Source organism: Bacillus sp. FSL R9-9530, assembly GCF_038008145.1.
Lineage (GTDB): Bacteria > Bacillota > Bacilli > Bacillales > Bacillaceae_G > Bacillus_A > Bacillus_A mycoides.
Map to the genome: position 1 here is coordinate 2,844,708 of NZ_JBBOYO010000001.1, position 26,935 is coordinate 2,871,642.

At 35.8% G+C, this 26,935-nt stretch carries 23 protein-coding genes and 1 riboswitch; of the genes, 2 read left to right on the forward strand and 21 right to left on the reverse strand.

Going from position 1 to position 26,935, the window contains the following annotated elements; all coding sequences use genetic code 11:
- Window positions 1–7: 7 nt before the first annotated feature.
- Both hemE and MKX66_RS14300 read right to left on the reverse strand, forming a co-directional pair.
- Complete coding sequence (gene hemE / locus MKX66_RS14295) at window positions 8–1,054, reverse strand: uroporphyrinogen decarboxylase (RefSeq protein ID WP_002011155.1); 1,047 nt, start codon at window positions 1,052–1,054, stop codon at window positions 8–10.
- A 189-nt stretch (window positions 1,055–1,243) separates the two neighbouring features.
- On the reverse strand, window positions 1,244–3,361 hold the full coding sequence (locus MKX66_RS14300) for a transglycosylase domain-containing protein (RefSeq protein WP_341086458.1): 2,118 nt from the start codon (window positions 3,359–3,361) through the stop codon (window positions 1,244–1,246).
- Between the two features lie 127 nt (window positions 3,362–3,488).
- Here MKX66_RS14300 and hmoB point away from each other — a divergent pair, with 127 nt between their 5' ends.
- Window positions 3,489–3,992: a heme-degrading monooxygenase HmoB gene (gene hmoB, locus MKX66_RS14305; RefSeq protein ID WP_002011151.1), complete on the forward strand. Its 504-nt coding sequence runs from the start codon at window positions 3,489–3,491 to the stop codon at window positions 3,990–3,992.
- A 99-nt stretch (window positions 3,993–4,091) separates the two neighbouring features.
- On the opposite strand, the gene MKX66_RS14310 is transcribed toward hmoB, so the two are convergent.
- From MKX66_RS14310 to MKX66_RS14370, 13 genes are all read right to left on the reverse strand, one after another.
- Window positions 4,092–5,507, reverse strand: a complete 1,416-nt coding sequence (locus tag MKX66_RS14310) for a PH domain-containing protein (RefSeq protein WP_341086459.1) — start codon at window positions 5,505–5,507, stop codon at window positions 4,092–4,094.
- Window positions 5,500–5,976, reverse strand: a complete 477-nt coding sequence (locus MKX66_RS14315; RefSeq protein ID WP_002168951.1) for a PH domain-containing protein — start codon at window positions 5,974–5,976, stop codon at window positions 5,500–5,502. The genes MKX66_RS14310 and MKX66_RS14315 overlap by 8 nt, the downstream gene beginning before the upstream one ends.
- A 74-nt stretch (window positions 5,977–6,050) precedes the next feature.
- Window positions 6,051–6,347 carry a hypothetical protein gene (locus MKX66_RS14320; protein ID WP_003187801.1) on the reverse strand — a complete coding sequence of 99 codons (297 nt, stop codon included), beginning with the start codon at window positions 6,345–6,347 and terminating at the stop codon, window positions 6,051–6,053.
- 247 nt (window positions 6,348–6,594) lie between these two features.
- Window positions 6,595–7,590 carry a hypothetical protein gene (locus MKX66_RS14325; protein ID WP_341086460.1) on the reverse strand — a complete coding sequence of 332 codons (996 nt, stop codon included), beginning with the start codon at window positions 7,588–7,590 and terminating at the stop codon, window positions 6,595–6,597.
- An 801-nt stretch (window positions 7,591–8,391) separates the two neighbouring features.
- Window positions 8,392–14,931, reverse strand: a complete 6,540-nt coding sequence (locus MKX66_RS14330; protein WP_341086462.1) for a SpaA isopeptide-forming pilin-related protein — start codon at window positions 14,929–14,931, stop codon at window positions 8,392–8,394.
- Window positions 14,932–14,991: 60 nt separating this feature from the next.
- Window positions 14,992–15,082: riboswitch (cyclic di-GMP riboswitch) on the reverse strand.
- Window positions 15,083–15,254: 172 nt separating this feature from the next.
- The gene (locus MKX66_RS14335) at window positions 15,255–15,791 is read right to left on the reverse strand and encodes a TetR/AcrR family transcriptional regulator (protein WP_215590879.1); all 537 of its coding nucleotides are present in this window, start codon (window positions 15,789–15,791) and stop codon (window positions 15,255–15,257) included.
- 417 nt (window positions 15,792–16,208) lie between these two features.
- On the reverse strand, window positions 16,209–16,472 hold the full coding sequence (locus MKX66_RS14340; protein WP_341086464.1) for a CPCC family cysteine-rich protein: 264 nt from the start codon (window positions 16,470–16,472) through the stop codon (window positions 16,209–16,211).
- Window positions 16,473–16,481: 9 nt separating this feature from the next.
- The gene (locus tag MKX66_RS14345; RefSeq protein WP_002087154.1) at window positions 16,482–16,916 is read right to left on the reverse strand and encodes a hypothetical protein; all 435 of its coding nucleotides are present in this window, start codon (window positions 16,914–16,916) and stop codon (window positions 16,482–16,484) included.
- A gap of 218 nt (window positions 16,917–17,134) precedes the next feature.
- On the reverse strand, window positions 17,135–17,788 hold the full coding sequence (locus MKX66_RS14350) for a DUF975 family protein (RefSeq protein WP_002030230.1): 654 nt from the start codon (window positions 17,786–17,788) through the stop codon (window positions 17,135–17,137).
- A 201-nt stretch (window positions 17,789–17,989) separates the two neighbouring features.
- The gene (locus tag MKX66_RS14355) at window positions 17,990–19,429 is read right to left on the reverse strand and encodes a PH domain-containing protein (RefSeq protein WP_341086465.1); all 1,440 of its coding nucleotides are present in this window, start codon (window positions 19,427–19,429) and stop codon (window positions 17,990–17,992) included.
- Window positions 19,422–19,898 carry a PH domain-containing protein gene (locus MKX66_RS14360; RefSeq protein WP_215590876.1) on the reverse strand — a complete coding sequence of 159 codons (477 nt, stop codon included), beginning with the start codon at window positions 19,896–19,898 and terminating at the stop codon, window positions 19,422–19,424. Before MKX66_RS14360 ends, MKX66_RS14355 begins: the two co-directional genes overlap by 8 nt.
- Window positions 19,899–19,981: 83 nt before the next feature.
- A complete protein-coding gene (locus MKX66_RS14365; protein WP_002188645.1) occupies window positions 19,982–20,152 on the reverse strand; it encodes a hypothetical protein in 171 nt (56 codons plus the stop codon).
- A 2-nt stretch (window positions 20,153–20,154) separates the two neighbouring features.
- Window positions 20,155–20,739, reverse strand: a complete 585-nt coding sequence (locus tag MKX66_RS14370; RefSeq protein ID WP_341086468.1) for a TetR/AcrR family transcriptional regulator — start codon at window positions 20,737–20,739, stop codon at window positions 20,155–20,157.
- 156 nt (window positions 20,740–20,895) lie between these two features.
- Between MKX66_RS14370 and MKX66_RS14375 the strand changes: the two genes are divergently transcribed.
- On the forward strand, window positions 20,896–21,039 hold the full coding sequence (locus MKX66_RS14375) for a sporulation protein YjcZ (protein ID WP_100248471.1): 144 nt from the start codon (window positions 20,896–20,898) through the stop codon (window positions 21,037–21,039).
- Between the two features lie 193 nt (window positions 21,040–21,232).
- Here the strand turns inward: MKX66_RS14375 and MKX66_RS14380 are convergent, their stop codons facing one another.
- The 6 genes from MKX66_RS14380 to ecsA form a co-directional block, all read right to left on the reverse strand.
- Window positions 21,233–21,934, reverse strand: a complete 702-nt coding sequence (locus MKX66_RS14380) for a LutC/YkgG family protein (protein WP_341086470.1) — start codon at window positions 21,932–21,934, stop codon at window positions 21,233–21,235.
- On the reverse strand, window positions 21,915–23,345 hold the full coding sequence (locus MKX66_RS14385; RefSeq protein ID WP_016119766.1) for a LutB/LldF family L-lactate oxidation iron-sulfur protein: 1,431 nt from the start codon (window positions 23,343–23,345) through the stop codon (window positions 21,915–21,917). Before MKX66_RS14385 ends, MKX66_RS14380 begins: the two co-directional genes overlap by 20 nt.
- Before the next feature lie 2 nt (window positions 23,346–23,347).
- On the reverse strand, window positions 23,348–24,085 hold the full coding sequence (locus MKX66_RS14390; RefSeq protein ID WP_341086472.1) for a (Fe-S)-binding protein: 738 nt from the start codon (window positions 24,083–24,085) through the stop codon (window positions 23,348–23,350).
- A gap of 137 nt (window positions 24,086–24,222) precedes the next feature.
- A complete protein-coding gene (gene ecsC, locus MKX66_RS14395) occupies window positions 24,223–24,930 on the reverse strand; it encodes an ecs operon protein EcsC (protein ID WP_002030211.1) in 708 nt (235 codons plus the stop codon).
- A 13-nt stretch (window positions 24,931–24,943) separates the two neighbouring features.
- Window positions 24,944–26,155 (reverse strand): ABC transporter permease, encoded by a 1,212-nt coding sequence (locus tag MKX66_RS14400; RefSeq protein WP_033708868.1) that lies wholly within the window; start codon window positions 26,153–26,155, stop codon window positions 24,944–24,946.
- Window positions 26,148–26,891 (reverse strand): ABC transporter ATP-binding protein EcsA, encoded by a 744-nt coding sequence (gene ecsA, locus MKX66_RS14405; protein ID WP_001292616.1) that lies wholly within the window; start codon window positions 26,889–26,891, stop codon window positions 26,148–26,150. The genes MKX66_RS14400 and ecsA overlap by 8 nt, the downstream gene beginning before the upstream one ends.
- Window positions 26,892–26,935: the final 44 nt, after the last annotated feature.

Genomic DNA, 26,935 nt, shown 5'->3' on the forward strand with positions numbered 1-26,935 from the left:
ATCTCCTTTACTTCGCTAACTGTTCTTTAGAGTACTCATGAATAAATGTAGTTAAGCGTTTTAATGTATCTGGATTTACTTCTGGGAATACGCCGTGACCTAAGTTAAAGATATAACCTGGCTGCTTCATCCCTTGATCTAAAATACCTTTTACATGTTCTTCAATAACAGGCCAAGGTGCTAATAAGAATGAAGGATCCATATTTCCTTGTACCGCCTTGTGAACACCACGTGCGCGTGCTTCTTCAATCGGTAAGCGCCAATCTAAACCTACTACATCAAGCGGTAAGTCGTGCCATTCATTCACTAAATGTGCAGCACCTACGCCGTGCATAATCATTGGAACACCCATCGGGCGAACTTCTGCAAAAATACGCTCCATCGCTGGTTTAATAAATATACGGTAATCCGCTACATTTACTGCTCCAACCCAAGAATCGAAAATTTGAACCGCTTTTACTCCTGCGTTAATTTGCGCTTTTAAATATGTAATAACCATATCTGCAAGCTTATCCATTAAAGCGAACCAAGCTTTCGGCTCTGCATACATAAACGCTTTCGTATTATGATAGTTACGAGAAGGACCGCCTTCAATCATATAGCTCGCTAACGTAAATGGAGCTCCTGAAAAACCGATTAACGGTACATCTAACATTTCTGTCGTTAATAAACGAATTGTATCTAGTATGTAAGGTACGTCATCTTCTGGATTGATTTCCCCTAATTTTTCTACATCTTGTAAAGAACGGATTGGACTATCGATAACTGGACCAATGCCAGATTTAATTTCCACATCAACACCAATTGCAGGTAGTGGTGACATAATATCTTTATAAAGAATTGCTGCGTCTACGTTATATTGATCAACTGGCAACTTTGTAACGTAAGCGCACAACTCTGGATTATGTGTAATTTCAAATAAAGAATATTTCTCTTTTATCTTTCTATATTCCGGCTGTGAACGACCTGCTTGACGCATATACCATGCTGGTACATACTCTGTACGTTCCCCCCTACATGCTTTTAAAAATGTCTCATTTATAGTTCTTACCAAGACCCTAGCTCCCTTCCTTACCAATGCTTTTTCTTTAAATATGCTCTATTCCGATATTTATCTTTTTTTACTATACAGCTTGTAAAAACAAAATGCATAACATTATGTACGTTGTTCATTAAATTGACACAAACGTTCGTAAAAACGTTTACTATTTTCACAACATTCTTATTATAGCACAGAGAAAAACTACGGTTTAGCTACTTTTGACTTTTCTCCTTCACGGTTCGTTTGTGTGTTATATGGTACAACGTAAAAACTTGGTTTTGAGAATATATTAATAAACTTCTCCTCATATTTCCCCGTTCCTTTTGCCGTTCCAACGTGAGTATGAATTCCTTTTTCAACTTTATAAATCCGATACATAATTCGCTCATCAGGAAGCGGCGTCCAGCTTAGTTTCATTGCAAATAAACCGAAAGGACTAAATGCTAGTTTTGCTTCCACGTTTTGAATCTTATCTAAACGAATTGGCAGTCCAATTGTTTCAACACCTTTTGGCCTATGAAAACTCGCTTTATCTTGTATGTTTGCTTTCGTTAAAATCTTTTTAAATAACATCGTTGCAGATGCATTTCCATCTTGTAATTGATGCTCTTTATCGGTGCGGTCATAGCCAATCCAAACTGCACCTACTAAATTCGGTGTATATCCAACGAACCACATATCACGCGCACCATTGTCATCATTCGGCAATGAAGTTGTGCCTGTTTTTCCAGCTAAAGCTCCATTATATACGCCAGCTTTCGCCGTACCTTCTTTCACAACTCCTTCAAGCATCTTTGTCATATACCATGCCGTTTGCTTCGAAAAGACTTTCGTTTCAGCTTTTGATGATTCTCCAATGACCGCCCCGTGTCTATTTAATACTTTATCGATAACGTGCGGTTCGATAATATTCCCGTTTGCTAAAAAAGATCGGTACATTTTGACAAGATCAAATGGAGACACACCATTTTTCAGCCCGCCAAGTGCTGTGCTTAAACCTGAGTCTGCAATATGAACATTCCCTTTCTCTAAATATTGCTTTCCCTCATCTACCCCTAATTCATTTAATAAAGATACAGCTGGCACATTTGCTGATTCTAATACCGCATCGTACATCGTCATCTCTTTCGTATACTCATGATTATAATTTCGAGGTTCATAATCTTCAAACGAACTTTTTTCATTCGTTAATAAAGAATATGGATTATATTTCTTCGTCTCAAGTGCAGGTCCATATACGATAAGCGGCTTTAAAACAGAACCAGGCTGCCGCTTTGCAAAAACGCGATTAAGCCCTCTCGGAACATACTCTCTTCCGCCAATCGCGGCTTTAATTCCGCCAGTCTGATTATCCATTAATAAAAATGCACCTTGCGCCCCGCTTTCTTTACCAGGGAAATTTCTCGCATCTTGAAACTGGTTATATGCTACCTTTTGAACTTTTTCATCCATCGGTACGACAAACGTATATCCTCCGCGCAGTACTTCTTGATGCGATAAACCATATAAACGCGCCGCTTCATCTATAACCATATCGATATACGGCATATATGCGAGTTCACGTTCATCTGGATTTTTATAAAGAGCGATTGTTTTCCCTTGGTAACGAACACTATCTTCCGCTGTTAAATAGCCTTGTTTATGCATAAGTGACAAAACAAGATCACGGCGCCCTTTACTCTTTTCTAGGGATAAGTACGGTGAATAGCCATTTGGCGCTTTCGGAAGCCCTGCAAGCATAGCTCCCTCTTCCACTGTTAAATCTTCTACATTTTTATTAAAATACAACTTTGCTGCCGCTTGAATACCATATGCCCCATGACCGAAATAAATATGGTTCATATACATTTCAAGAATTTGCTGCTTCGTATATTTTTGCTCTAATTGAAGAGAAATTGCGACCTCTTTCAATTTACGCGTAAATGTTTTTTCGCGAGTTAAAAAGACATTTTTAGCTAGTTGCTGCGTAATCGTACTACCGCCTTCTACCTTCTCTCCAGCTAACGCGTCTTTATAAAGCGCCCGAAATATAGAAGGGTAATCAATTCCTTGATGCTCATAAAAACGAGAATCTTCCACAGCAATAAATGCTTGCTGCACGTACTTTGGAATTTCTTCAATCGGCACGAGCTCTCTATTTTCTACATATAACTTCGTAATTTCTTTTCCTTTCTGGTCAACGATACGTGATGAAGAGTGGAAAACAAGCTGCTTTTCATCCATCATATAGCCACCAGTTAACACAATAAGTTTATAGAGTACAATCGCTACTACGAACGTTGCTACCCCGCCTAATAAAGTCCACTTTGCTTTCTTCATACATCGGCCTTCTTTCCAAATGATGGTACATTTATTATTTGAAAAAGAAGTATCTTTATGTATATAATCTTCGAAGTTTTTTAAGAGAATTGATATAATAGAGACAAACCATAAAGGGGGCATTAAAATGAAGGCTATTATTTCATACGAAACACCTCTAGAACAAGCACATTTCACTGCAAAAAATAACGAAAAAGATATGTTTTATAAAGAAAATACTGAAGAATCTGTAGAATCGACACTTCAGTATGACGTATTAGACGCTGTTGGAGAATTTAAAGGACAATCTGGCTACATCGTTTGTAACAACATTTCTGTAACAGACGAAGGTCGCCCTGTATTTGAAAACCGTTTTAAAAACCGTGCTGGTCTAATCGAAAATGAGCCTGGCTTCCAAGCAATCCGTGTTCTTCGCCCATTAAGTAATGATACATATGTCATCTTAACGATGTGGGAAACTGAGCAAAACTTTAAAGACTGGACAGAATCACGTTCATTCGAAAACGCTCATAAAAAACGCCCTGCACAAGCAGAGGGACAAGCTCAGGCTCAGGCGCATCCACATGCAGAACAACAAAAAAGCATTTTCTCGCGCCCGTCGTTCGTGACTACTTTTGATGTGTTAGTTTAAGTTTCTGAGTTTAGAGACCTCGGTACATGAAATTATATTAGCGATTTTTCGAATATATCGACTTATCGACAAATGACGACACACAAAAAGGAAACACCATTACACGGTGTTTCCTTTTTCTTTGTACCAATTATATATGCGAAGCGCGTCTTCTTTTCGCATATGCTTCACTTCATAACCATGTCCCGCCACCGCTACAGCAGCTGTACATAACTCATCTTTCTTTTGAAAATGCGACTGATTATATCCTACTACTTGAACATGCCTTCTTCGCATGATCCCTGTATATTTCGCGAGACCTCGGTGCACCATTACTAACTGATTGTCTCGTATCATATATCCACCACTTTTATATCTAGCGTATGCAAGTATTGTAAATACAATAAATAGCGGTATAAGAACGAACAACGCAGTATGTTGTTTAAAATATATACTCGCACCAGCGATTGGCACAGCGAGCACAGCACTTGTAATCCAGCCCATTACGACGTAACGGCGTAATGCAGCCTTCGGTAAATGAACGATTTCCTCTTCTATTTCATATGGCAACTGTAAATAGGCAAGTAGCTGCTGTACATCTTTTTTCTTCATAAAAGGATGTAACATCACTTCATTCCCTGCCGCTTCTATACTTTGAATGACTTCCACTTCGACAGAGCAATAACCGAAAGGCTGGCGGAGAATTCCTTCTTTCACAGTAATTGCTTGAATGCGGTGGAGCTTTAAGACAAACTCTTTCTTATCAAATAACCCTTGCACAATACGAATTTCATTTCCGTTTCGCTCTATTTTAAAGTTCGCATATTTTAGCGCATAACCAGCTGTCGAAACGACCCACGAAACCGCCATTAAAATCGCGGCCATAACGATTAATTCATATACACCGTTATCCATCACATACGCTTCCACTTTATTTATGAGCCATTCTGGAAGAAATTGATTAAACTCTGTGTAAATAAGAAGTAATCCAGAAAACACTAATCCAAATCTACCAGACGTAATGGAAGCTACTAAAATCTCTTTCATCGTTAACTGATAAATCGTCTTACTTTCTTCTGCTATGGGTACTTCTTCACTCGCAGCGCTTCTTTTTTTATTTAATAAGGCAATCAGTTCCTTCGCTTCATCTTCTTTAATACCAGCTAACATCACTTCCGGCTCACTACCGCCGCCCGCTACTTCTATATTTAATTTCGTAAGCCCAAGCATTTGATAAATGACATTAGAAGATGTACTAATGTTTTGCACACGATCTTTATTTAAATAACTTTCCTTCTTCACAAAAACACCGTGTTTAATATGTACAATATTATTTTCAACCCAGTACACTTTGAAATACCATTTTATAGCTGAGAAAATTGCCATAATAAATAATATGGCCAAAAGAACAAGATGTAAGAAATACCAAGGTTTTACTTCACCATCTGAACGAAATAAAACAAGAAAAATAAAAGGCAACAAAGTCGCAATTCGAATACCTAACAATATCGTGATCGGATGTTGCCTCTTATACACCCTCATCACTCACTTTCGCAAGCTCTCCAATTTGTCTTTTCAACTGTTCTGCTTCTTCTTTCGTTAAACCTGGAATACTATGAGAAGTTGCCGCTGTTGAAATATGTAATTCTGCTAAATTATACTTTCTCATAATTGGCCCTTGCTCAATCGTTACGTGCTGCACGCGGATCATCGGAATAAGTACGCGTTTTACAACGAACATTCCCTTTTGAATCTCAATCTCTTCTTCATTTAATCTGTAACTATAATAACGTTGACGTAAATTTGGAAATACAAAATAGTCGAGTGGTATGTATAGAACTGCTCCTGTCACTAACAATCCAAACAACCAGCCCCACCAGTTAAAGTTAATCATAAAAAAGAAATACGCAATTACGACTGCTAGTATAACTGCCGCCCCAATTAAAGCATGAATTCTCCACACTTTTAGCATATTAGAATGAATCTCCCTCTCTAACGGCTGCATCTCATCACTCCAATTATATGAATTTATTAATTATATATTAGTTGTTATATACAGTTTTGTAAAATTATAGTTCCTTACATTGTGTCGAGCATTTCTTTAAAATTCCCTTCATTAATGGAATACACCTGAAACTGAATGTAATCTATCTCATTCGTATTAGGGCGAGCGTATGGCAAAATGTTAAATTTAGAAGCAGTTCTTCCTAACATATCTATAATCATTAGAGAAACGTCAATATATTCGAAGTCTACACGGAATACTACTGCTTCTCCCGTAAATTCATACTCTTTAATCGCATCATAAGACTTATTCGCACTTATAAGCGTCACTTTTAATAGTTGGTTTAAATTTTCTGGCTTGAAATTAATCATTTATACAACTCCTTTTTAATAAAACACTATGAAAATAGTTTAATCTTTTACTTTCATAGCCTCACACATTCATTATATTAAAAATAAAGCTAGTTTTTTATAATTTTTTTGATATAATTACTTACGGGAAACGGGAAGACATTTATCTTCCCTTGTGTTTTTATTTGCATCTAGTACTTTTGCTAGATGCTTTTTTTTATGCTAAAAAGGTACCCTCAAATACTTTGAGGATACCTTTTTCATCAATTTAGTGCATTTCAACAATTGTACCATCTTCGAACACCTTGAATACTCCAGTAAATCCTGCTCCAGCTGCACCTTCTATTTTATATGTCGTACGCACTCTAATTTGATAATATTTCTTTCCATTTTCTACTTGCGTATCCTCTAGCGTGTAATTATATTCTTCTTTATATTCATTTTTGATATATTCTTTAGCTTTCTCAAAAGTAAATGCATCTTGATTCTTCCCTGTCTCTACTTTTTGGTTCTTTTCTGTTACTACCTTCTGATTCTTTTCTGTCTCTGTTTTTTGGTTCTTTTCTGTTACTACCTTTTGATTTTTTTCTGTCTCTGTTTTTTGGTTCTTTTCTGTTACTGCCTTTTGATTTTTTTCTGTCTCTGCTTTTTGGTTCTTTTCTGTCGCTACCTTTTGACTCGTTACTGCATCATTTTTTTGTGCCTTCGCTGCTGTCGTTACACTCTTTGCAGTTTTTTCCTCTTCACCAATTTTAGTGATTAATCCTAAAGCCTTTTTATTATATTCTTCAAGGTTCTTGTTATCTTTTGTTTCTGAAACTAGCTTATTTAATATCTCTTTCGCTTCTGTATAATTTTTCTTACTTATTAACTCTTCACTTTTTGCCAGTTGCTCGCTATAATTCTTTTTTTGTTCTAAGATCGCTACTAATGCTGTTCGTTCTTCCTTTGCTTGTTTTATAAGCGCATTACTTCCATTCTTCACGCTCTCTACTTTTTCAAATGACTTGATCGATTCTTCTACCTTTGTTTCTTCTTTTAACTTCACTGCTTCAATCATTACTTTCGTTTGTTCTACAAGCACTTTTGCATCTGAATCATCTTTTTTCTCATCTAGTGCTCGTTCAAATGATGATAAAGCATTTTTATATTCTTTATTCGTTAACGCGGTCTTCCCTTCATCCATTGCTTTGTCAAAATCCCCATTACTACATCCAGCTAGCATTAAAAACGTAAGTCCAATTACCGCTAATAACTTTCTCATTTTCTCTCCCCCTATATATAACTAAAACAATAACATCATATGTATAAAAGTCTGTGTAGTAATTAGACTGAAAGTAAATATGTACTGTACATTTCATTTACTATCATTACTTAAAACTCCTAAATAGTTGGTAGTTGGTTTTCTTCTTCTTTTAAGACAGAAAGGAATTTTAATAAAGCCCTTACTCAGAATCTTTACTACACACACTCTTATACACATAGAAAAATCATTTTTCGTTTATAGTTTGCTATTTCTTCAGCTTTAAACATTCTCAGCTAATTGGAATACGAACTATAATCTGTAACATACCGAAAAGCAACAGAAAACAAACCGTAACAAAAGTCACGATTCGTAACTCTCTTGTAACACAAATGTAACATAAGGTTTTTAAACATACAATAGTTTTTTTCACATTATTTTCCCCCTCTACATTTTAAGATCCAATAAGATTCCAACCCTAATTTCATCTCCCACCTACTATTGGACTATCGCTCTTCAAACGCTTTAAGAACGGGACTTATTTCCTAAATCATTAAAATTAATTACATAGATTGCTCTTTTTTCAACAAAACACTACGAAAACGTATAAACTTTTCCTTCCATACCTTTACACATCAAATATATATAATAAAGCTAGTTTTTATACTTTTTTTGAAATAAGCACATTCGTGAAGCGGGAAGACATTTATCTTCCCTTGTGTTTTTTATTTGCAGCTAATTCTTTTGCTAGATGCTTTTTTTATGCCAAATAAAGATAAAAAAGGTATCCTCAAATACTTTGAGGATACCTTTTCACTTTTATTATCTTTGCTGTTTTCTACCTAATACGAGTAATCCAAAACTCATCATTACAAGAAGTGCTCCCATATATGGTTCCACAGGCATTTTCTGCCCTGTCTTCGGTAATTCTTTTTCAGGTTTCTCTGGATTCGTTGTTCCAGGTTTCTCTGGATTCGTTGTTCCAGGCTTCTCTGGGTTCGTTGTTCCAGGCTTCTCTGGATTCGTTGTTCCAGGTTTCTCTGGATCTGTTGTTCCAGGCTTCTCTGGATCTGTTGTTTCCGGTTTTTCTGGATCTGTTGTTCCAGGCTTCTCTGGATCTGTTGTTTCCGGTTTTTCTGGATCTGGTTTTTCCGGTTTCTCTGGATCTGGTTTTTCTGGACCTGGTGGTGCTAAATGACTCAATTCGTTTAATACTTCTAATTGAACTGAATTTATCATTCCTTTTGTGATTTCAAATGGAATTGGATTAGTTAATTTTTCATATCCTTTTGGTGCTTCTACTTCTACAAGTGTATAGTTACCTACAGATAGATCTGAGACTTTTGCTTTTCCTTCTTTATCTGTTGTTACTCTCGCTACTACTTTACCTTTTTCATCATGAACTTCAAACACAGCTCCTGATAATATATTCTTGCTTTCAGCAGCCATTTTTGTAATTTCCACTGAACCTTTATCTAACTGTTCATTCTCTACTTTCAATGATAAAACTTTCGTCATACCTTTTGTAATTTCGAATGATACTGGTTCTGTTAATTTTTTGTATCCTGGTAAGTTTTCCTTCTCTACTAATTTGTACTTTCCTACAGATAAATCTGAAATTGTTGCTTTTCCTTCTTTATCTGTCGTTACTTCTGTTACTACTTTGCCTTGCTCATCTTGCACTTCGAAGACTACGCCTACTAATGCTTTTTGACTGTCTTTATCTACTTTTGTAATTTCTACTGAACCTTTATCTAACTGCTCATTCTCCACTTTCAACGATAGGACTTCTGTCATACCTTTTGTAATTTCAAATGATACTGGTTCTGTTAACTTCTTGTAACCTGGTAAGCTTTCTTTCTCTACTAATTTGTACTTTCCTACAGATAAATCTGAAATTGTCGCTTTTCCTTCTTTATCTGTCGTTACTTCTGTTACTACTTTGCCTTGCTCATCTTGCACTTCAAAAACTACGCCTGCTAATGCTTTTTGGCTCTCTTTATCTACTTTTGTAATTTCTACATTTCCCTTGTCTAACATTTCGTTTTCTACTGTTAAAGTAAGAGATTTTGTCATACCTTTTTCAATTTGGAAAGTAATAGGATCTACTAATTGCTTATATCCTTTTGGTGCATTTACCTCTACCAACTTGTATGTTCCAACTGATAAATTAGTAACCTGTGCGTGCCCTTTTTTATCTGTCGTTATTTTAGCGACTACTTGTCCTGCTTCGTCTTGAATCTCAAATACGGCATCAGCTAAAGCATCTTTATTTTCTTTGTCTACTTTTGTAATTTCTACATTTCCTGTATCCACTAATTCATTTTCGACAGTTAATTGTAATGCTGTAACTCTACCTTTTTCAATTTCGAATGAAATTGGTTTTTCTAGCGGTTTGTATCCTGCTGGTGTTTCTACTTCTACCAACTCATACTTTCCAATAGATAAATCTGAAACATTTGCTTTTCCATCTTTATCCGTTGTTACTTTAGTAACTACTTTACCTTTTGAATCACGTACTTCAAATACGATACCTTCTAATGGTGCTTTACTATCTTTGTCTATTTTTGTGATTTCAACATTCCCCGTATCCACCATTTCGTTTTCTACAGTGAACCCTAGAGATTTTGTCATACCTTTTTTAATTTCAAATGGTACCGGCTTTTCTAATTTTTTGTATCCTGGTAAGCTCTCTACTTCTACCAGCTTGTACTTTCCTACAGATAAGTCTGAAACGTTTGCTTTTCCTTCCTTATCTGTTGTTACTCTTGTTACTACTTTGCCAGTTTCGTCTTGAACTTCGAAGACTACACCTGCTAACGATACCTTATTATCTTTATCTATCTTCGTTATCTCTACATTTCCCGTATCTACCATTTCATTTTCTATTTTTAATGATAGAACTTCTGTCATACCTTTTGTAATTTCAAATGATACTGGTTCTGCTAACTTTTTGTAACCTGGTAAGCTTTCTTTCTCTACTAATTTGTACTTGCCTACAGATAAGTCTGAAACGTTTGCTTTTCCTTCCTTATCTGTTGTTACTTTTGTTACTACTTTGCCAATTTCGTCTTGTACTTCAAAGACTACGCCCGCTAATACTTTTTGGCTGTCTTTATCTACTTTTGTAATTTCTACTGAGCCTTTATCTAACTGCTCATTTTCTACTTTCATTGATAGGACTGTCGTCATACCTTTTTTAATTTCGAATGATACTGGTTCTGTTAATTTTTTGTATCCTGGTAAGCCTGCTTTTTCTACTAATTTGTACTTGCCTACAGATAAGTCTGAGATTTTTGCTTTTCCTTCTTTATCTGTCGTTACTTCTGTTACTACTTTTCCTTGCTCATTTTGTACTTCGAAGACTACGCCTTCTAATACTTTTTGACTGTCTTTATCTACTTTTGTAATTTCTACTGAACCTTTATCTAACTTTTCGTTCTCTACTTTCAATGATAAAACTTTCGTCATACCTTTTTTAATTTCGAACGATACTGGCTCTGTTAGTTTTTTGTATCCCGGTAAGCCTGCTTTTTCTACTAATTTGTACTTGCCTACAGATAAGTCTGAGATTTTTGCTTTTCCTTCTTTATCTGTCGTTACTTCTGTTACTACTTTTCCTTGCTCATCTTGTACTTCAAAGACTACGCCCGCTAATGCTTTTTGGCCTTCTTTATCTACTTTTGTAATTTCTACATTACCCTTGTCTAACATTTCGTTTTCTACTGTTAAAGCAAGAGATTTTGTCATACCTTTTTCAATTTGGAAAGTAATAGGATCTACTAATTGCTTATATCCTTTTGGTGCATTTACCTCTACCAACTTGTATGTTCCAACTGATAAATTAGTAACCTGTGCGTGCCCTTTTTTATCTGTCGTTATTTTAGCGACTACTTGTCCTGCTTCGTCTTGAATCTCAAATACGGCATCAGCTAAAGCATCTTTATTTTCTTTGTCTACTTTTGTAATTTCTACATTTCCTGTATCCACTAATTCATTTTCGACAGTTAATTGTAATGCTGTAACTCTACCTTTTTCAATTTCGAATGAAATTGGTTTTTCTAGTGGTTTGTATCCGGCTGGTGTTTCTACTTCTACCAACTCATACTTTCCAATAGATAAATCTGAAACATTTGCTTTTCCATCTTTATCCGTTGTTACTTTAGTAACTACTTTACCTTTTGAATCACGTACTTCAAACACAACACCTTCTAATGGTGCTTTACTATCTTTGTCTATTTTCGTGATTTCAACATTCCCCGTATCCACCATTTCGTTTTCTACAGTAAATGTTAAAGACTTCGTCATACCTTTTTTAATTTCAAATGATACTGGTTTTTCTAACTTTTTATAACCAGGTAAACTTTCTACCTCTACTAATTCATACTTTCCTACAGGTAAATCTGAAACATTTGCTTTTCCATCTTTATCTGTCGTTACTTTTTTCACCTCATTGCCCTTCTCATCTTGGACAACAAACGTTACTCCCGCTAACGGCGCCTTATTATCTTTATCTATCTTCGTTATCTCTACGTTTCCCGTATCTACCATTTCATTTTCTACTTTTAATGATAGTACCTCGGTCATGCCTTTTTTGATTTCAAATGATACTGGCTCTGTTAGTTTCTTATAGTCTGGTAAACTTTCAACTTCTACTAGTTTGTATTTCCCTACTGATAGGTCTGCAATTTTTGCTTTCCCATTTTTATCTGTTGTTACTTTCTTTATTACTTTTCCAGCTTCATCTTGCACTTCGAAGACTACACCTTCTAATGCTTTTTGGCTGTCTTTATCTACTTTTATAATTTCTACTGAGCCTTTATCTAACTGCTCATTTTCTACTTTCAGTGATAAGACTTCTGTCATACCTTTTTTAATTTCGAATGATACTGGCTCTGTTAATTTTTTGTAACCTGGTAAGCTTTCCGTCTCTACTAATTTGTATTTTCCTACTGATAAGTCTGAGACATTCGCTTTTCCATCTTTATCTGTCGTTACTTTTTTTACCACTTTTCCTTTTTCATCTTGCACTTCGAAGACTACGCCTTCTAATACTTTTTGACTGTCTTTATCTACTTTTGTAATTTCTAATGAGCCTTTGTCTAACTGCTCATTTTCTACTTTCAATGATAGGACTGTCGTCATACCTTTTTTAATTTCAAATGATACTGATTCTGTTAGTTTCTTGTAACCTGGTAAGCTTTTCGTCTCTACTAATTTGTACTTTCCTACTGATAGATCTGAAACGTTTGCTTTTCCATCTTTATCTGTTACTACTTTTCTTACCACTTTATCTTTCTCATCTTGGACTTCAAATTCGACACCCGCTAATACTGCGCCGCTTTCTTTGTCCACTTTTGTAATTTCTACATTACCTTTGTCTACCATTGCATTTTCTACTGTTATTGGGAATATGCCGTCCCCTGTTACATTTACTTCGAACTCTTTTTCTTTTAATTGGTATCCTTCGGGCGCTTTCGTTTCTTTTAAAATATATTTTCCTGGTGCTAACGGTTTAGAAATTGCCTTACCGTCTTTATCTGTAATAATATGCTCAACTACTACACCGTCTTTTACTATATCAAACTCTGCATTTGCTAATGCTTTACCACCATTTTCCGAATCAATTTTCTTTAATTCAATTTGACCCTTTTGCATGGTATTTTTAATTTCAATTGTTTTTGTTTCTCCAGCTTGAAGTGTAACCTCTACCGGACTTGTTAATTTTTGATATCCTTCAGGTGCTACTTTTTCATAAATTTTATACGTTCCAGGTGCTAAAGTTTGAGGGGCTGAAAAACCTTTTTCGCCTGTTTTCAGTACTGCAACAACCTTATCCTCACTATTTCGAACTTCAAATTCGGCACCTGTTAACTCTTTATTCGGATCCTCAGCATCTATTTTATGAATAGCTACTGTACCTTCTTTTGGAAGTTCCGGCGGCGTAACCGTTACTTCATTCGATGTTAATTTCTTATCATCAAAATGTAATTCTGCTTTATTAGGAATCTTCTTATCTACGTAAGAAGATAAGTCTGCATCAGCTTTAATTTTCGCCTTAATATTCAAGTTAATTATCTGGTCCTCATATGACTTATAGTCAAAACTCTCACCGAACGTAAATATTACTTCACTTTTTTGTTTATCTATCTTTAGTGTTCCTTTAGAAGTAATATCTTGGCCATTTTGATCATACACTTTTGCCTCTAATACTTCTAATACATCTTCTAAATCATCACTAATTACCATAGATGTGTATTTAGGAGGATCGTTTGGTATATGTGTACCAACTTGATATTGAATAGGTTGATCCATTTGCGCTAACTGCTGATTCTCTACAAGCTTACCATTCTCATCAACTATATTCTTTTCAATACTAGGTGGATTATCGTCGCCTGAACCGGTTCCTCCCCCACCACTTACGAATACTTCTCCTACTTTTTCTTCAGTTTTAATATTTTTGCCTTCTAATTTCACTGTATTTTTATGAGGCTTTGCAGCGGGATTGGTAATCTTTGTTTTATATCTTAAAATATAACCTTTTGAACTGTCTGGAAATTCAATTGTAAATCCAGTCTTCGTTGCATTGATTTTAATTTTAGATAAATCTGCTGGCTTAATATTTGTTGGTGCATAACCATCTTCAAATACAGCCTCTTCTAATACTACACTGTCTGTAATTAACTCATGCCCAGGTCCTAATGTATCTGTTAATTTAAGATCTTGCATTTCTGTTCCAGTTGCATTTACATATACAAGCCAATCAGCAATGGACGGATCTTCTTGATTATAAGAACCCCATTTCAATAGGTTATCTGTATTGGGCTGCGGCTTCGGTCTCTCTGTCGTATTACTTACACTTACTTCTTTATTTACGATTTGACCATCAACGTTAAATTCTAATGGGATTTTTTGGACACCATCATATGCTTCTAGACCAAAGTAAAATTCTACGAATAAAGAACCTTTAACGTTATTCTTTCCTTCTACATAATCACCCATAGTACACGTTAATAGACCCTTTTTCATCTCACATGTACCAACTGTTTTGCCTTCAGCATCTTTTAAAGGAAAACTCATATTCATAAGATCTTTTCTAAATTCTTTTGGCATATCAATTGTGAATTGATCTCCACTTTTTATTTGCTCTTTAGCTGACCACTTCACTTCTACTTTCATACCATCTGAAGCCTGATATGGTTCAGATGTTGTGCCATCAGTACGAGAAATATTAATCTCGTCCACTGGATTTTTTATCACAGCGGCTTGAATAACTGGAGCCCATACATTCAGCACTGAAAATAATACTAGAAAAACTAATGAAACCATTGAAATGTGCCTTTTAGTACTTTGCGTTTGCATAATTTCCTCCTAATTTTTTATATTTATATAACAAAAAAAGACCGTCCGGTTGCATCAAAAATGTGCAACCAGACGATCTTAGTAACCAATATATTACCGTAGACTCTAAGCTTTGCGGCCTATCCTTTCGAATAGTGTGCTAAAAATATTTTTTTATTCTTTTTTTGTTTCATTTTCCTTTTGAACCAAATATTACTATACCGTCTGGACGGTTATAATTCAACACCCTGCAAAATTGTTCTATTATTCTAATAAAAAAATAATTCCCCATCGGATTAAATAAACCAATGGGGAATTATTTTTTATTCTATAGTTTGTATATTCTATTTATAGGAAGCATTGATAAGAGCTTGAATCACTTTTTCTCTTAATTCAGAACTTAGTCTTCCAATCCCTAAATATTCCGAATACCATAATCCATCAGCTGCTAATCTAATAATTGTGGCACAAACAGAATCCATTTCATCATTTTCTATTTTAGTTTGCAATTGCTGAAATGCTTGTTGTAATGGCTCAAGTAATTCCGGTTTTAGCATTAATGCTGCCATCATACTACTACACAACTCTTCTGTTCTTTTCTCATTACTTAATCTTTCCTCTACAAAAGAACGAACCCACCTTCCTTTCTTCTCTGTGTCTTCCGTTACCTTATTATGAATAGCACCATGATACTCCTCTGTCCCTTTAAGTATCATGCCTTCTATTAAAGCTTCTTTATTTGAAAAGTGATACAATAACCCACCTTTACTTACACCTGCCTCTTTTGCTACTGCTTCTAAAGTTAACTTAGCTACTCCTTTAAATTGAACAATTTGAGAAGCGGCGGCTAAAATTTTTTGCCGTGTTATGCTCGTGTTCATTCCTTTTTAAACCCTCATTTCTACTAATTCTATCTAAATACGTATTTTATTTTTAATATTGTTGAATACTACTAGATATTTTTTATTCAATATAGGCTTCATTACATTTGAATTGTTAGTTGCTTCTTCTATTAAAAATTTCCATATCATCCAATATGATAACATTAAATACACTCCGCAGACTATACATCTATACATTTATATAAATTCCTAATATCCCCATAAATGTGAAATACAATTTTAACGAGTCGATTTCCTATCCTTTAGTTTTCAAGCATTTTTCGACGCTGGTCTTCCTACCACCCTATCAGCTTTATTGTTTTATTTTATAAGACGGTGCCAATCCTTTAATCACTAAATAAAAAATGTTATTACTTCTCTTTCTATAAGTAATAACATTTTCTACCTATAAACCACTTAACAAATTTCTCTCCAACTAGCGTCCCTCACATCTTCACTAGTCGCCTTTCTAACTGATTCAACAAAGCATTCCTCGCAAGCACCAAACGCAATGAAATTTCTCTGCGCTTGTCTTAACGAGGGCTCATTTGCTCCGCCTTCAAAGTCATGATCGTTAAACCGAACAGAATCATCTTCCCAATAACATATGTTACAGATTTCATATGTACCTGGTGGTTCTTCTAACGTTTTATATCTGCAGCATGGACAAGTGTATTTCATATAATCACCTTATTTCTCTTCATATGTAGTCCTGCTTACTAAAAATGTAATAGAGCAAATGACAGTTAGTCCCATAAAGTACATCATTACAACAATACGCGTATTTTCATATATTGTAGGGAACCCGTCAGATATAACTTCATAACCAAAAACAATACTTATAGCTAAGAGAATATATAAAATTAAGGATGGAATAAAATGTAGCTTTACAGGTAAAATAACACACCTAAACAATATCTCCCCAAGAAGACAGCCAACTAAAACAACAGGGATTCCAATTATCAAAGTAGCAGCCAACATGTTGGCCATAGCAATAAAAAGATTCGTAAAAATAGAAAATAGCCCTCCTTCGAAAATCCCCTTCTCATCGTATATTTGAACTATCGTCATTGAAATAAATAAGCTTAATAAAGAATGGGAATACGGAATTAAAAATTTCCTCAATCATGCTCACCTCACTTTTCCCTTCACATATATTATTCACTATTTCCTATCATTTTTACATAAAAAAATAACCCTCTATGATAAAACATAGAGGGAATAATTTCTATATAAAAACCTATACCTTATCCTGAAGTGAACCCGAAAACAGAACACATATCAAAACACCTAAACCGTCTGTTCCCTATATTCTTTAGGGGATAAGTGGTTTAGGTGTTTTATTAGAAGGTAGTACCTTCTTTTTTATAATATTCTTTTGAAATCTCTTCATAAAACGCTGCCGATGTCGCGTAGAAATAAGGTGCAGACCATAAGAAACCGATTCCTAAAGTAAGAATACTTAAAATGAACCAGCCAAGGAAACTTAAGCATAGTAAAAAGTAATCCATTTTATGTCCATTCATCATACGGCGACTTTCGGTAATTGCTTGATTCGCTGTGTATTCTGGACGATCATTCAAAATAAAATACGTCATAGAATAAGAAAATGATTTAATAATACCCGGAATAATAAGAAGTAATGTCCATAGCATCAAGTATACATACATTAGTAAATATGTTAAAAACGACTTCATAAGCTTACTTCCATCGCTAAACCATCTAAATAAATCACCAATGCGAGCACTAGTCTCACGGATTACATTTAAAACAAGATAGTAGGCGCCTATTGTTAACGGACCAATAACAAGCATTGCAATAATACTTACTGTAAGCGAATCACTTGCTTCTTCCCAACCCCAAAACATCGAGAAAACACCTGTAATTAGAAGTTCAACAGCTCCAATAAGGATTCCAAGTAATAAGGTTGCCCCTACCGCTAATCCCCATTTTCCTTTTAATGCATCAAGTGCTTCTCTTTTCAACTGACTTATCATATATAACCTCCTAATATTATTTCTATATTAGTATACCATTTATATCAAAAATTTCACGAATTTCCCTGAAATAGAAAGGTACTACTTTTTTCTGATACGCATTGAGAAATGTGAGCTGTATTTGCACCCATATATGAATCAAATTACTCATTTCTCCATAACAAAAAAGCCTGCCTTTCATACTAGGCAAGCCTTTTCAAATTAATTCTCACTTATTCTCTTCTTATACCAATCCTGCATTCTCTCCGCATCTTCTACTCTCGTATGCTCTAGTTTATAATTCGATGATGCACTAGAAAACGTATACGTACATAAATCCGCTCGGCGCTGGAAATATGATTGTGTTTTTTCAATTGATTGGACGTGTCTTCTTCTTACAAGTCCTGTATGTTTCCCAATACTACGATTTATAATCGTAATTTGTTCTCCATTTACACCGTAACCATTTGTTTTAAATGTTGCGTATCCAAGTGTAAAGATGAGGATAGCTAGCGGTAACAACGCCCACATGATGAAATACTTTTCAAAGTATATACTTATCCCAGTAAGCGGGACTGCTAGCATTGGGAAGAAAATGAAACTATCAATTAAATAACGGCGCAAGGCTGCTTTTGGTAATGCAGTAATATTTGTATTCAGTTCATATGGCAATTGTAAATGAGCGAGTAACTCTTGCACACGATCTTTTCGAATAATCGGATGCAGCGTAACTTTGTCTTTCTCTTCTCCCAATCCCTTACTTTGAATGACTTCGACTTGCACAGCACAATAACCGAACATCTGACGGAAAATACCTTCTTTTATCGTAATTCCTTGAATGCGGTGTAACTTTAGTACTAGTTCTTTCCTTTCAAGTAATCCTTGAGAAATACGCACTTCATCGTTTTTTCGATTTACTGTGAAATTACCATGTTTTAACGCGTAACCAATTGTAGATATAATCCACGAAAGGACGAGTAAAATAGCTACCATGTAAATCCAGCCGTATATATCATGATCCATTACATACGACTCTACGCTATTTTTTATCCATTTCGGAATGTACTCATCTACTTGGTGATACACGAAAAAGATTAATGAGAATAATAATCCAAACTGACCAGATGTAACAGATGCTAATAAAATTTCTTTCAAAGTTAATTTGTACTCTGTCGCTTGCTTTTCCTCTGTCATAACTTCTTTTTCTACTACTTCTTCTGATGTTTCTTCTGCTTTTACTTCTGGAGTTGGCTCATTTAGTAAGGAAATAAGCTCCTTCGCCTCATCTTCTGTAATACCAGCTAGGCTTACTTCGGCATCATCGCCTCCGCCAGCTGTTTCGATTTGAATTTTCTTTAAACCGAGCATTTGATATAACACGTTTGAACTTGTATTAATCGTTTGAACACGTTCTTTATTTAAGTAGCTCTCCTTCTTCACAAAGAGCCCTTGTTTCACATGTAATACGTTATTTTCAACCCAGTATGTTGTGTAATACCATTTTTCAAACGCTGAAAAGACGGTGAGTAAACCGAATCCAGCGGGAATTAAATACCAAAATGGAAACTTTCCATTTAAACTAAACATGAAAATAAATAATGGTATAAAGTCTGTTATTTTTAATTCTAATAACATCGTAATGGGATGCTGCCTCTTATACATCCTCATCACTCACTTTCGCTAATTCTGCGATTCTCGTTTTTAACATTTCTGCTTCATATATCGTTAAGCCTGGAATGCTGTGAGAAGTTGCCGCTGTTGAAATATGTAATTCTGCTAATCCATATTTTCTCATAATTGGTCCTTGTTCAATTGTAACGTGCTGTACACGAATCATCGGTACTAATACGCGCTTTACAACGAAAAGACCGTGCTGAATTTCAAGTTCTTCTTCATTTAGTTGGTAGCTATAATAACGCTGACGCAGTTTCGGGAATACAAAGTACGAAAATGGTGCTAGCGCAACTGTTAGCCCAACCATCACATACAAAATCCACGCCCACCAATCAAACTTTATCATAAGGAACAGGTAAGTTAAAATGACGAGAATACCGATCCCTTCTTCAATTACAGCACGAACTTTCCACACCTTGACCATGTCAGGATGAATTTCATTTTTCAATGGATCCATGTAACCACTCCAAATCTATTAATCTAATATACGAATTGTCTCAATCTATATTTTACATAACTTTACATAAAATTGAAAATTTATTATTTATCCTCTTTTTTCTCAGGAATAAAATACCCGAACCAAAGCAGCCAAACTAAACTAATTAACGCAAACCAACCTTTATCCGCTTGAAAAGCTTCAATCATACCTGGGATTTTATAAATTCCAATTAACCCCAGAAAACCGAGCCACCAGTTTTTCTGCATTTTCATTTTTATTCCCTCTCCTTCATTACGTTTTTCACATTTTGAATCCAAATTTCTTTATACTTTAACTGGAATCCTATTAATATGTAATTACTCATATTATCAATAACGAGCGCTAACGTATGCGCGTTTTCTTCAGTTGCATGTTGTGACACAACACCAAGTTCCACACCTTTCTTTAATAAATCGTGGAATCCATTTAAAAAATCTTCTTGTATTTCAAATAAGCGTTTCTGATACTTTTCATTTCGCGTCGCAGTTACGATGAATTCATTTATAACGCGTAATATGCCTTCTTGGCCTCTATACTCAGACAACATATGTAAACCATCTGCGATTAACTTTTCTGCAAAGTTTTCTTTCGTATATTGTTCTTTATCGAAGTAACCCACGAAATAATATCCAGAAAAAATCTCTTCAAATAAAAAATCAACTAGCGCTTCTTTAGACGGAAAATGATAATAAATAGCTGGCTTTGATATACCTACTTCTTTCGCAATCATTGAAAGACTCATCTTCTCAATGCCATGCTCTGCCATGAGTTTAAATGATGCCTCTACAATGTTTTGCGATGTTTGTAAATTCTTTGTCATACTGTACCTCACTTATTTTTACTTACCGGTCGGTAAGTAAATTGTAAAATGAAAATGAATGATTTGCAAGTTAATTAGAGTTTTAAAAGGAACTTCTTGATGAACCTAGAAAAATATAAAGTAAAAACAATGTATAACGATAAGGAGGATTTTCATATGGGATCTGGCGGTAAAGGTGGTAGCGGCGGCGGTGAAGATGGCAAAGATGGTAAGAGCGGTAGTAGTGGGCTTTTATTACTCATTCTGCTCTTTATCGTATTCATTATAATTGGAGCTAGTTATAGTGTGTTTAGCTTCTAAGAAAAGACACAATTCAGTTAGTTATAGTAGCGTAGAAAACTGAAACAGAGATTAAAATTTTCCTTCTTAAGGTTTCTTCACCAGTAAGGGCACACAAAATAGAAAGCCCCGGTTATATTTAACAGCCAGCGCTTTCTATTTTCAGTATTCTTATAATGCTTCATCTATATTTCCAACTCGCACACGTAAATCATTATTGATCATCCACAATAATATACGCTGTTCTAATTGGCCCATGCACACCTACGACAAGGTTCATTTCAATATCCGCGCTATTTGACGGACCAGAAACGAAGTTCACACAAGCCGGCAAGTTTTCTCCCGCTTTACTTTGATCATGAATCAGTTTTGTAGCTTGGGTTAATCTTGGTACAATCGTACTTTTAGGAACGATTGCAATATATGACTCTGGAAGAAGACTCACATGTCTTCCTTTTAACCCATCATTAAATAGCACAACGGTTCCTGATTCTGTCAAAGTCATATCACTGAACGTAATGCCAAGGTCAGCAGCTTTCGCAAATTTTACGTCCTCTTCTTTATGATCTAATCCCCATGTACGAAAATGTGTTGTTCCTTCATTGCTGAAACATGGCGTAAGACCATACTCATTAAAGCGCTCATCATTCGAACATATAACAGATTTGATATTCCAATCTGTTATAAAAGACCCCAATGTTTCAACAAGGTTTTCCTTTGTTGTTCGCTTTACTTCTGTATGAATCACTTCGCAGTGCTCTATTAACTTTAATACAAGTTCATCTTGCGCCAGTCCGTCAAAAACATCCCACTGCGGGGAAAAAGACCAGTTCGGTTTTTTCACTGCTTCTGGACGTTTCCTACCAAGCTTTTCTGATAACTGGAGTAAAAATTCCTCACGATTTTGGATGGCCATCATTGTTCTCCTTTTCGTGTTTTTCAAACCACTCTCGAAACGGTTGTTTTTTCGGAACTGGAAAATCTCTCGCATCCGTCCAAGCTTTTAACGGTCCAATTCCACGCTCGATCTTATCCCCTTTTGCAAGAGGTTTTAATGCATACGGAGCGCTCTTCGCTGCAAAAGAAAATAGTCTAGGACTCTTAACCGCTTTTTCAAAACCTTTCATAGCCACGTTCCAAGCTACGGGTGATTGTTTTTCTTCTACAATGCGGCTGCGGTGTTTAATTAATAAGTCGTGTAACGGGATTTTCACTGGACACGCTTCTGTACAAGCACCACAAAGGCTAGATGCGTAAGGTAAATCCTTATATTCATCATATCCCCCTAAAAGCGGTGTCAACACAGCTCCAATTGGTCCTGGATAAATAGAGCCATATGCATGCCCACCAATATGCCTGTATACAGGACACACATTAATACATGCCGCGCAACGAATGCACTGGAGGACACTTTGGAATTCTGTTCCTACAATATCGGAACGGCCATTATCAACAATGACTAAATGAAATTCCTCAGGTCCATCTGTTCCGCCAGGCTCAGTTAACCCTGTAATATAACTTGTTAACTTTTGTCCTACAGAACTTCGGCATAGAAGTGTTACTAAAACATCAAGCTCTTCCCATGTTGGAACAATACGTTCCATCCCCATAACTGTAATCAACGTTTTTGGAAGTGTCGTAGTAAGTCTTGCATTTCCTTCGTTTGCTACGATAGAAATTGACCCAGACTCTGCAACAGCAAAGTTACATCCAGTCACCCCTATATCCGCTGCAAAAAAATCATCACGTAAATACGATCTTACAAACCTCGCCATTTCCGTAGGATCAGATGTTCCAGTGTAATTTAACTTTGTTTTAAATATTTCACAAATGTGTTCTTTATCTTTGTGAAGACACGGAACAACAATATGTGATGGAGGATCGTGGTCGTTCACTTGTAGAATAAATTCAGCAAGATCTGTTTCTAACACTTCCGCTCCAGCTTCTTCAATCGCTTCATTTAAACTAATCTCTTCCGTTACCATCGATTTTGATTTCACAATTTTTTTCGCGTTTTTCTTTTTTACAATCTCTTTTACATATTCCCTTGCGTCTTCTGCAGTCTTTGCGAAATAAACGAAACCACCGTTTTTCTCAATATTTTCACTCAGCTCATATAAATAATAATCAAGGTTTTCTAATGTATGCTTTCGAATTTCTTCTCCTAAAGCTCGCCATTCTTCCCAGTTCCCAAGACTCTCAGTAGCTTTTAATTTCTTGACTCTCAGACCATCTTGCGCTTTCCTGACAGCCTGTCGCATAAATTGATCCCCAATACCTGTTGCAGTACGCTTATGAAAGGGATCGTTCCCAATTTTCATTCCCATCTCTATATCCCCCCTTGTTTTCGATCTTCATTTAATACTTGAGCAATATGTTTTACATCAATTGGATAACCATTACGTGTTAAACGTCCTTTTATATTCATTAAGCAGCTACAATCCATCCCAATTAACACTTCCGCACCGGTTTCCATAATATGCTTTACTTTTTCTTCAACCATTTGCTCAGAGATTTCTGGCATTTTCACCGAGAATGTCCCTCCAAATCCGCAACAATCATAATTATGCGGCAATGAAACAACCTCCAGTCCCTTTACACACTTTAATAGTTTTTGCGGTGGTTCCTTAATCCCCATTAATCGGCTCATATGACAAGATGTATGAACCGTTGCTTTTTTATGAAGCTCTGCACCTAAGTCTTCTTTCCCTAATACTTCCACAAGAAATTGTGTGAATTCATATGTTTTATTTCCAAGTTCAGTAGCTTTTTTCTTCCAATCTGCTTCGCTTTCAGAAAATAAGCTAGAAAACTCGTGAACCATCATAGCGCAAGACCCCGATGGTGCCACAACATATTCTGAACTGGCAAAGGCTTCAATCATATGTTTTGCAGCTGTTTTTGTTTCTTTCACATACCCGCTATTATAAGCAGGTTGTCCGCAGCAAGTTTGAGTTTTTGGAAAATCAACTTCACACTCTAAATCTTCAAGAATTTCCACAACATCTTTCCCTACTTCTGGATAAAAAATATCTGCAACACAAGTAATAAATATTGATACTTTCATATTTTGCACCCCTAAATACAGTAAAGTAAGCTCAAGTAACTTTATCTGTATATTATTGGTAAAAAAATTAAAAATATGAATAAAAATAAAAAAAAGTATCCTAAATGTGTAATTTAGGATACTTTTTGTAAAACAAATTAATTTCTATTAAGCAAGCGCATACGATAACAATTCATCGTCACTTCCCCAAGCCTTTGCAATAATTGATAATTCGCATATGCGCCGACCGGGGCACCGATGATCGGGACGAGCTGGAGCATTTTTGCTAAATCGATATAGTCTCGGTATTCTGTTTGGAACTTTTCCCAGTCCATATGATTTTCTTCTTCTGTATCCCACGTTTCAATCGCTTTCCATACTTCTTTTCGGTGATCGTCACTTGAAAAAGCAAGTTGGAAAACGTGAAGAATAAAAAGGCGCTCTTCTTTTTTACTCGTATCAAATCCGTACAATGTTGCTGCATCAAATAAAAATTTTATTTTAATAGTAAGTAATAACGGGAAATCGGCAAGGCCAAGGAGAATACCACCTGCTCCTGTTCCTGCCCCTTCTGCCGCTGCGACTTTTTTGTACTCATCCATTTTTTTACGTACTTCATCGTCTCGTCTTTGCAGTGACCAGTTCGTTTCTTTTAGCTTCGGTTTTATGAAGTTTGATCCAGCACTAATTGTTTGCACCATCATCCGAATCGTTTCTGTTAGTACCTTTTGCACTTTCGCGGGCACTAGTTGTTGCACTTTCACCTGCACTTTTTTAGAGAACCGTGTCATCATAGAAGAATCTTTCATGAATGTAGCTTTCCACTGCTCCAATTCTTTTATAACCTTCTCTTCATATGTAATCATAGGTTCATTCCTTTCAGTTTAAACGCTCAATGCGCTTTGCACCGTATTGATAAACGAAACCAATACTAAATAATATGCTTACTACAAATAAAATGCCGGTCATTATGAAATCTTTCGTCGCAAGTGCAAATATAACTGTAAATACAACGCTGCCGATAATAAGAATCGCATTTAATAAAGTAAGGAAATCTCTCTTCTTCTCGTCTCCCCCTACCGGATATAAATCAAGCCAAACTTTCATACGGTGATGTTTCCAAAGGGTTAAGAGCTGGTAGCCGATTAAGTATAAGAAAACAAGGCTTACGATAAAACGTCCATATAAAAATGGGATAAAGTAAAGAATAATTCCCCCAAGAACGAGTAAACGCATATATAATCCGAAATAGTTACCCGATCTTAAAAATGTTCTCGTATATAAGTATAAATATGTACGTTTCTCACCGATCATCGAAAGAATGAAATCAAGCCATTTCCTACGTGATACTCTCTCTTTTAACGCTGGTACATCAACGAACATATTCGCAATGCGGTACAGCAGCATCATTTTTTTACCTTCTTCAGAAATTAAATACTCCCAGTTTAGCGGCTTTCCTTTCACCTTTTGATGCATAACAGCAAGGTATAGTGCCATAAGAAAGACAATTACACCGGTAAAAATGAATGAAGTACGTTCTACAAGGAAGTACACAAATAAGCCGTTTAAGATAAAGCGAATGAACCAATCTGCTTTTTGAATGCTTTGATCTGTTAAAAAGGATTTTTCCCACGCTACGAATAAATTCCACGCTTTTACAATGACAAACGCGATTACAATCCATATGTAATTGGCACCTGTTTGTTTCATTTGCTGGAAATATAACGGGGCAAGCGCAGCTGCTACCATTGCGATTATGTATAACTGAATCATAAACGTAAAGAGAAATGCCTTCGTAAAGTAAGGCTTTAACTTTTCTTCAACTGGAAGCAAATACACGAGATCCGCTTCTTTTAATAACGTTTGGATGGACCCAGCTGTTAATACGAGGCCAAGTAAGACTGCCATAACAAACGCTGTCGGAAACGAAGGTGTTAACGTTTGTAACCATTGCTGGTAATAATACGCTCCTGCGCCGATGATAAATACGAAAATAAATTTCAAATGATCATTAAATACGTATTTACTATATGTACGAACTTCTTTTAGAAAGTGGCGAAATCGTTCTTTCCATAACGCTGTGCTATTCATAATCTTCTTCCTTCGTTAACGCAATATAAATATCATCAAGCGTTGCACCAGGCATATTAAACCCGGATTGAAGTTCTGATAATGTTCCCATCGCTCTCACTTCACCTTGATGCAAAATAATGAATGAATCACAATAGCGCTCTGCTGTCGCTAAAATATGTGTACTCATTAAGATGCCCGCACCACTCTTTTTCATTTGATCCATCATTTGAAGAAGTGATTGAATCGCTAACGGATCAAGCCCAACGAAAGGTTCGTCCACAATGTAAAGTGATGGTTCAACTAAAAATGCACTCATAATCATCACTTTTTGTTTCATCCCTTTTGAGAAATGAGACGGAAACCATTTCAAACGATTTTTCATCCGAAACTCTTGTAATAGTTGTCCTACGCGTTCTTCATATTGTTTTTCATCTACACCGTACGCCATCGCTGTTAATTTCAAATGCTCTTCTAACGTTAACTCATCATATAATACTGGCGTTTCTGGAATGAAGGAGAAACTAGAACGGTACGCTGTCATATCATCACGAATTGTTTTCCCATTAATTGTGACAGTTCCTTTTTTCGGCTCCATTAAACCGATGATATGTTTAATTGTCGTACTTTTCCCGGCTCCATTTAAACCGATCAAGCCAACAAGTTCGCCTTTATTAACAGAGAACGAAACATTTTGCAGTACAGGTCGTTTCGTATATCCTCCTGTAACATTTTCTACACGCAATAACTCGCTCATACGACACCACTTTCTTCATTTATATTCATTCACTTTTGTAAGAA